General features: G+C 61.4%; 9 protein-coding genes. 6 read left to right on the forward strand and 3 right to left on the reverse strand.

Annotated features, from left to right (window positions below):
- The coding region (locus PHW99_RS17295) for a hypothetical protein (protein WP_300180574.1) at positions 1–230 on the reverse strand (230 nt) is incomplete at its 3' end.
- Between PHW99_RS17295 and PHW99_RS17300 the strand changes: the two genes are divergently transcribed.
- From PHW99_RS17300 to PHW99_RS17325, 6 genes are all read left to right on the forward strand, one after another.
- Entirely contained in the window at positions 165–1,112 is a 948-nt protein-coding gene (locus tag PHW99_RS17300; protein WP_300180571.1) for a serine/threonine-protein kinase, read from the forward strand. The genes PHW99_RS17295 and PHW99_RS17300 overlap by 66 nt on opposite strands.
- Positions 1,109–2,023, forward strand: a complete 915-nt coding sequence (locus PHW99_RS17305; RefSeq protein WP_300180550.1) for a PP2C family serine/threonine-protein phosphatase — start codon at positions 1,109–1,111, stop codon at positions 2,021–2,023. The genes PHW99_RS17300 and PHW99_RS17305 overlap by 4 nt, the downstream gene beginning before the upstream one ends.
- 27 nt (positions 2,024–2,050) lie before the next feature.
- Positions 2,051–2,773: a ribonuclease PH gene (gene rph / locus PHW99_RS17310; RefSeq protein ID WP_300180553.1), complete on the forward strand. Its 723-nt coding sequence runs from the start codon at positions 2,051–2,053 to the stop codon at positions 2,771–2,773.
- A gap of 49 nt (positions 2,774–2,822) precedes the next feature.
- Positions 2,823–3,422: an RdgB/HAM1 family non-canonical purine NTP pyrophosphatase gene (gene rdgB / locus PHW99_RS17315; RefSeq protein WP_300180556.1), complete on the forward strand. Its 600-nt coding sequence runs from the start codon at positions 2,823–2,825 to the stop codon at positions 3,420–3,422.
- A 34-nt stretch (positions 3,423–3,456) separates the two neighbouring features.
- Positions 3,457–4,704 carry a radical SAM family heme chaperone HemW gene (hemW, locus tag PHW99_RS17320; RefSeq protein ID WP_300180559.1) on the forward strand — a complete coding sequence of 416 codons (1,248 nt, stop codon included), beginning with the start codon at positions 3,457–3,459 and terminating at the stop codon, positions 4,702–4,704.
- 75 nt (positions 4,705–4,779) lie between these two features.
- Positions 4,780–5,475 (forward strand): CBS domain-containing protein, encoded by a 696-nt coding sequence (locus tag PHW99_RS17325; protein ID WP_300180562.1) that lies wholly within the window; start codon positions 4,780–4,782, stop codon positions 5,473–5,475.
- On the opposite strand, the gene PHW99_RS17330 is transcribed toward PHW99_RS17325, so the two are convergent.
- Together PHW99_RS17330 and ureG are read right to left on the reverse strand one after the other, a co-directional pair.
- The gene (locus PHW99_RS17330; RefSeq protein WP_300180565.1) at positions 5,476–7,134 is read right to left on the reverse strand and encodes a tetratricopeptide repeat protein; all 1,659 of its coding nucleotides are present in this window, start codon (positions 7,132–7,134) and stop codon (positions 5,476–5,478) included.
- Between the two features lie 95 nt (positions 7,135–7,229).
- On the reverse strand, positions 7,230–7,679 hold a 450-nt coding region (gene ureG / locus PHW99_RS17335), incomplete at its 5' end, for an urease accessory protein UreG (RefSeq protein WP_300180568.1).

A 7,679-nucleotide genomic window follows, 5' to 3' on the forward strand; every position in this document is an offset into this window, starting at 1 on the left:
GCGTAGCCAGTCATGCTGTAAACTGACATGGGATGTTTTTTCAATAAGGTGAGTTTGAGAATAACCCGGTTCTGCCCCCATTTTGCGCAATCTGATTGAAAAATATGTCCAAGGTCAAGCCTTCCCCCCTCCCGCCGGATACCGTCATTGGTGGCTACCGGATCATACGCAGGGTTGCGGCCGGTGGTTTTGGCATTGTGTACCTCGCCATCGGGGCAGATGGTCAGCAAGTGGCCATCAAGGAATATCTGCCGGCGTCGCTGGCGACGCGTGAGCCCGGCGCGCTGATGCCTCAGGTCCCGCCCGAAAAACTGTCCCTGTACCGGTTGGGCCTCAAGAGTTTTTTTGAAGAAGGACGCTCGCTGGCGCAAATCTCCCATTCTTCGGTGGTGAGTGTGCTGAACTTCTTCCGGGAGAATGAAACCGTCTACATGGTCATGAATTACCTGGAAGGTGCCAGCCTGCAGGACTTCATCATCATTGCGCGCGATCTCAAACAGCCCAAGGTGTTTCGGGAGTCCACCATCCTGTCACTGTTTGATGAAATCCTGCGCGGCTTGCGCATTGTTCATCAGCACAAGATGCTGCATCTGGACATCAAACCCGCCAACATCTTTATCACCGATGACAACCGGGCGGTGCTGATTGATTTTGGTGCCGCGCGCGAGGTGTTGAGCAAAGAAGGCAACTTCATCCGCCCGATGTACACCCCTGGGTTTGCGGCGCCGGAAATGTACCGCCGCGACACTGCCATGGGCCCCTGGACCGACATTTATGCCATTGGCGCCTGCATGTATGCCTGCATGCAGGGCTACCCCCCCAACGAAGCGCCACAGCGCGCCTCCAATGACCGGATGTCCCTGGCACTCAAACGCCTGAAAGGGGTCTATTCGGACAACCTGATCGAGGTGGTCGAGTGGTGCATGGCGCTGGACCCGCTGGCGCGGCCGCAATCCGTCTTTGCCCTGCAAAAGGAGCTCAACCGTCCCGGTGAGCGGCGTTACACCAAACTGAGCGTGAGCGACAAAGTGCGGCTGCAACTCGAGACCATGGTGGCAGGCACCAAAAAAACGGTCCTCAAAGCCACCGACATTGGTAAGAGGGTGAAATGAAATTCTCCGTTTTCCAGGTCAGTCGCAAAGGCGGTCGCGACAAGAACGAGGACCGCATGGGGTATTGTTATACCCGTGAGTCGGCTGTTTTTCTGCTGGCCGATGGCATGGGGGGTCACCCCGATGGTGAAGTGGCCGCCCAACTGGCCATCCAGGCAGTCGCTGCGCTTTTTCAAAGAGAGGCCCAGCCACTGTTGTCCAATGTGCCAACCTTTCTGACCAATGCGTTGATGGCGGCCCACCGTCAAATCTTGCGTTATGGCATGGACCGGGGCCTGCTCGACTCACCACGTACCACCATTGTGGTGGCAGTGTTGCAGTCTGGCAGCGTCACCTGGACGCATTGCGGTGACTCCCGTTTTTATCTGCTGCGACAGGGTGAGTTGCTCAAACGCACGCGTGACCATTCATTGGTGGAACAACATCTGGTGCGCAAGGGGGCCTCCAAATCCACTGAGCATCTCAATCGCAATGTGCTGTTCACCTGCCTGGGGTCGCCGACCAAACCGGTTTTTAATGTGGATGGCCCGGTGGCGCTGCAGCAGGGGGACCGGGTCATGTTGTGCTCGGATGGCCTGTGGTCGTCAGTGTCTGACGACGACATCGTGGCCAACCTGGCCAGCAAATCGGTCGAAGTGGCTGTGCCTGACCTGGTGGAACAAGCCTTGAGGCAGGGCGGGGACACGAGTGACAACGTCACCTGCCTGGCTTTGCAGTGGGAAACGCCGGACGACTTTGATTCAACCCGGGGTGGTGTGTCCACCGACTCCATCAGTGACGGAGTTTTTGCCTCCACAGTCCAGTCCGGCTGGCTTGACGCCACCGTTGGTGATCTTGATGACGCGGCGATTGAACGCTCCATTGCCGAGATCAATGACGCGATTCGGCGCACGGCCAATAAAAAAACCTGATGTCTTTCTTTTTTTTGAGCTTGCCTGATGACTGAATTCCAACGTTCTGGCGGTCGCGCCAGTGATGCCATGCGCCCGGTGAGCCTGACGCGCGCCTACACCATACACGCCGAAGGTTCGGTGCTGGTCGAGTTTGGCCACACCAAGGTCCTGTGTACCGCCTCAGTCGAGGAAAAAGTCCCGGGTCACAAAAAAGGCAGTGGCGAGGGCTGGGTCACCGCCGAATACGGCATGCTGCCGCGCGCCACCCACAGCCGCAGCGACCGTGAAGCCGCGCGTGGCAAACAGTCGGGCCGCACGCAGGAAATCCAGCGCCTGATTGGTCGCGCACTGCGCAGCGTGTTTGACCTCAAGCTGTTGGGCGAACGCACTCTGCACCTTGACTGCGATGTGCTGCAGGCCGACGGTGGCACCCGCACCGCCGCCATCACCGGGGCCTTTGTGGCGGCGCAGGACGCTGTCAACTGGCTGATCAGCCAGGGCAAGATCACCACGTCGCCGATCCGTGACCACGTGGCCGCCATCTCGGTGGGCATGGTGCAGGGCACCCCCTTGCTGGATCTGGAGTATGTGGAAGACTCGGCCTGCGATACCGACATGAACGTGGTGATGACTGGCGCGGGGCATTTTGTCGAAGTGCAGGGCACGGCCGAAGGTGCCGCCTTCACCCGCGCCGAGATGGATGCCCTGCTGGCGCTGGCTGACAAAGGGATTCGCGAGCTGGTTCAGTTGCAAAAGAATTGCTACTAAAATAGTAGCTATAACTGTAGGTTAAACGCGGGCTGGAGGCCTAATTGTCATGAAAATTGTGCTGGCATCCAACAACCCCGGAAAATTGGTGGAACTGCAGGCCATGTTCGCGCCTCTTGGCGTGGCACTCATCACCCAGGGCAGCCTGGGTATTCCTGAGGCGGAGGAACCGTTTCACACTTTCATCGAAAACGCGTTGGCCAAGGCCCGCCATGCCGCGCAGCACAGCGGCCTGCCCGCCGTGGCTGATGACGCCGGTTTGTGTGTCGATGCCTTTGGTGGTTTGCCGGGTGTGCAGACGGCGTTTTATGCCACGCAGTTTGGCTACCCCAAGAGTGACGCCAACAATGTGCGTGCCTTGCTGGAACAGATGCAGTCGATCGACAACCGCCGTGCCGCCATGGTCAGCACCCTGGTGGCCGTGCGCTCCCCGCAAGACCCCGAACCGCTGGTGGCGGTTGGCCGCGTGGTCGGTGAAATTGCCCGCGCGCCCATGGGCAGCAATGGTTTTGGTTTTGACCCGGTGATGTTCATTCCCGAGTTTGGCCAGACCTTTGCCCAATTGCCGGTGGCGGTGAAAAACGCCCATAGCCACCGCGGTCGTGCTGCCCAGGCCATGGTGGCCCTGATGCGCGAGCGCTGGTTGTGAAACGCCACACTGCAGAAGCCTGGAGCTGCTGATCATGATTCCGATCATGGCTCCATCGGCGTCAGATCAACCCCTGCCGCCACGCGATATCCAGCATTACATGCGCCCGGGCCTCCTGCAGCTCAGCGCCCTGCCGCCGCTGTCACTGTATGTGCACCTGCCCTGGTGCCTGAAAAAATGCCCGTATTGCGACTTCAACTCGCATGAGATGCGCGCGGCCGAACTGCCTGAGCAGGCTTATCTGACGGCCTTGTTGGCCGATCTGGAGGCCTCCTTGCCGCTGGTGTGGGGGCGGGTGGTGCAAAGCATCTTCATTGGTGGCGGAACCCCCAGCCTGTTTTCCCCGCAGGCCATTGACCAGCTGCTGGCCGGTCTACGCGCCCGCCTGCGGCTGGCTGCCGACTGCGAAATCACGCTGGAAGCCAATCCTGGCACCTTCGAGACCGACCGCTTCAAGGCCTTTCGCGCCGCCGGGGTCACGCGCCTGTCGGTCGGGGTGCAGAGCTTCAACGACGATTTTTTGCGCGCACTGGGCCGTGTCCATGACCGAGCGCAGGCGCTGGCCGCTGTGCAGGAAGCGGCGGCAGCGTTTGACACCTTCAATCTGGACCTGATGTATGCGCTGCCGGGCCAGACGCTGGCTGAGCTGCGTCAGGATGTCGCCACCGCGCTGGCACTGGCGCCGCCCCATCTGTCGATTTACCACCTGACGATCGAGCCCAACACCTTTTTCGCCAAATACCCGCCCGCGGCGGTGGATGACGATACCGCCGCCGACATGCTTGATCTGATCACCGACATGACCGGGCAGGCTGGGCTGGGCCGCTACGAAGTTTCCGCCTATGCCCGCAGCGGCCACGCCTGTGCCCACAACCTGAACTACTGGCAGTTTGGCGACTATCTGGGCATTGGTGCCGGCGCCCACAGCAAGCTCAGTTTTGCCCATCGGGTGGTGCGCCAGGTGCGTTTGCAAAACCCGGCGCGTTACATGACACAGGCCCTGGCGGGATCGGCAGTCACGCAGGAACACGAGGTCAGCCGGGCGGACCTGCCATTTGAATTCATGCTCAACGCCTTGCGCCTGGCCGACGGGTTTGACTTGTCACTGTTCTCCGAGCGCACCGGGCTGGCCAGTACGGCCCTGGCCGACGGGCTGGAGCAGGCCGAGCGCCAGGGGTTGTTGACCCGGGACCTGGTGCGGGCCCGGCCCACGGCGCGTGGCTTTGATTTCCTGAACGATCTGCAGTCCCTGTTTTTGCCGCCGCGGCGGGCAGACGGGTAAATACCGCTGCGTGCCGGGTTGAAGCGGTCTAAAGTACGGCCTCGTTTGACCTTATCGACACAGGAGCAGCACACCATGTTTTCGGTTTATGGCACCTCGGGCCGGTTGTTTCGTGGCAACCTGGAACAGTTGCGCCAAGTCGGTGGGGTGGGGGCGCTGGCGCGTACCCATGGGGTGCAGGCCGTCGAGCGCGATGGCCGGGATGAGGCCGCAGAGTCGTCGGGCGCCTATGCCCGGGCCAACCCCGGACCGTCTGCTCATGCCACCAGCGGTGACGAAGCCCACCGCCATGTGTTGGCGGCCTACACCGATGCCAGCACCGTCACCTTGCCCAGGCACCCGTTGAGCACGGTGCGTGACCTGATGAGCCGTGAGGTCATCACCCTGCGCGATACTGCCACGGTGCTGCAGGCCTGGCAGACGCTCAGCGAAAAGGCGGTTGGCCAGGCACCCGTGGTGGACGCCAATGGCCGGCTGGTGGGGCTGCTGACCCGGGCGGACTTGCTCAAGCCCGAGCGTCTGCCCTCGCCGGATAGCCATGCTCTGGTGTGGCGCGCCCTGATGCAGCAAAACGTCAAGGCCATCATGTTGACGCCGGTGGCCAGCGTGGCACCGGAGACGGACATCCGCCGGGTCGCCCGGGTGTTGCTGGATACCGGCCTGCCGGGTTTGCCAGTGGTTGACGAGTCCGGCGTGGTGGCCGGATTCATTTCACGCTCGGATATTTTGCGGGCCGTGGTGACCGATCCGCCGCTGGATCTGTGGGGCTGATCAAGCGGCTGCCGGGCTGGCGGCAGCCTTGCCATCGGTGCGCAGGCTCAGCCCGCCAGCCTGGCGTTTTTGTTCACCAAGAGAGGCACGGGTGATCTGCGTGCGGTAGCGGCTGCGCAGTTCATGGACTTGGTCGGTCAGTTCATGCGCGTCAGCGATTTTGTCGGTGTAACGGTGCAGCACCAGATAGGCGGTTTCAATCAACTTGCCGCTCAAGGTTCTGTGACCATGGGCAATCAAGGTCTCGACAGCCGCCTGGGGGTCGCCCCCCATGCTCAGCGCCATCGCGTTCTCCGCCAGTTTCAGAATCTGGGCATGGGCGGTCTGGATGCGCTCGGCATAGGCGGGATGGATGGCCGCCGAACCGGCCAGCAGTTCGGCCAGCGCGCGGGTGCCGCCAAAACGCAGGCCCAGGGTGTCAATGGTGCTGTCGACTTCTTCCAAATGCACGGCCTTGTCCGCCAGTTGCGCCAGCAAGGCCACCAGATTGGAGGCGGACTCAAAGTCAAAATCCGGGTCCTTGATCCGCTTGCACATCGCCCGGACCAGCTCCACCACCTGGGCATACTGGCGCTGCTCGATCAGGCTCAACGCGGTCACGATGCCGGCCAACCGCTGCTGGCGCTGGTTGTCCGGGCTGCGCTCCAGCAGTCGGGCAAAGTCGTCACGGCAGCGTTGCAGACCCTTGCGATCGCCACTTTCCAGCCGGGCAAAGGCCAGCAGCACCAAGGTCTGGCAATCAAACATCTTGGAATCCAGGCCCAGCCGGGTGGTCCGGTCCAGCGTCTTTTCAGCTTCGGCATGGTCACCCAGATAAAAACTCATCATGCCCAGGTTTTGCAGCCTTGTGATCGACGCTGGTGTCAGCGCACTGGCCATTTTGTAGGTGCTCAGGGCCGCATCAAACTTGCCCTGCTCGAACTGGGCCCGGCCCATGACGTCGTAGGCATCGGTGTAGTTGGGGTCTTCGCTGATCAGGTTTTCCAGGGTGCTGATGGCCTTGGCGGTTTGGCCTTCGTCCAGCAGCGCGCGGGCCACACCGAGCTTGGCCCAGGGCAGGGTCTTGGCATCCACCACCGCCTGGTACAACTTTTGGGCCTGGTCGAATTGGCCCACCCGCAGCAACAGCTCCGCGCCCACCCGGGCGGCATAGAGCCAGAATGGCCCCCGTGTTTCAAAACGGTGCAGGCACAGCCTGGCTGCGGTTTCGAAGTCCTGGGCTTCGATGGCCGTGAAAATCTCCTGCAGCGAGGTCTTGCGAATCCGTGCCTGACGCAGGCGCTCGCCCAGTTGGGCGGCCTTGTGTGGTTTGAGCAGGTACCCGTCCAAGGCGGATTCGGCCGCTTCGGCAACCCTGGTGTAGGTGGCTTCGCCCGTGACCATGATGAAGACCGTGGCAAACGGCAACAGCTGGTTGCGTCGCAGATCGTCCAGCAGGTCCTGCCCGGTCATGGTCTCGCCAGCGAAATGCAGCTCACACAGCACCACATCAAATTGGCGATATTCCAACTGGCGCCGGGCGTCCAGCAGCCGGGCACACTGCACCACCGTGCCCATGCCAAAGTCCCGCAGTTGCGACACCAGAATGGAGCGTGAGGTCGGGTTGGCATCAATCACCAAGGCCGAGCTGCCCGACAGATCGTCGTCAAGCCGCGCCATCGGGATGTACCGGCAGTGGGGTGTCTAGCCCTTGGGTCGGCTGAATTTTGGAACTCCTCTACGATGTGGAATCCCAAAATAGTAGCACCGTGAGCTCAGGTGTGTGCCTGCAACATACCCTTGGTTTCAATAAACCGGATCACCTCGGCCAGCCCGGACTGCGTCTTCAGGTTGGTCATGACAAACGGTTTGAGCCCCTTGGGGGTGGTGCGCATGCGGGTGGTGTCAGCGTGCATCACCTCCAGGTTGGCGCCTACGTGCGGGGCCAGATCGGTCTTGTTGATGACAAACAGGTCACTTTTGGTGATGCCGGGGCCGCCCTTGCGCGGAATCTTCTCGCCCGCCGCCACGTCGATCACGTAAATCGTCAGGTCACTCAGTTCGGGGCTGAAGGTGGCGGCCAGGTTGTCGCCGCCGGACTCCACAAACACGATGTCCGCGTTGGGATAGTCCACCAGCATGCGGTCGATGGCTTCCAGATTGATCGAGCAGTCTTCGCGGATGGCGGTGTGCGGGCAACCGCCGGTTTCCACCCCCATGATGCG

Origin of the sequence: Rhodoferax sp. (genome assembly GCF_028689305.1) — a bacterium.
In the GTDB taxonomy this organism is placed as follows: domain Bacteria; phylum Pseudomonadota; class Gammaproteobacteria; order Burkholderiales; family Burkholderiaceae_C; genus Rhodoferax.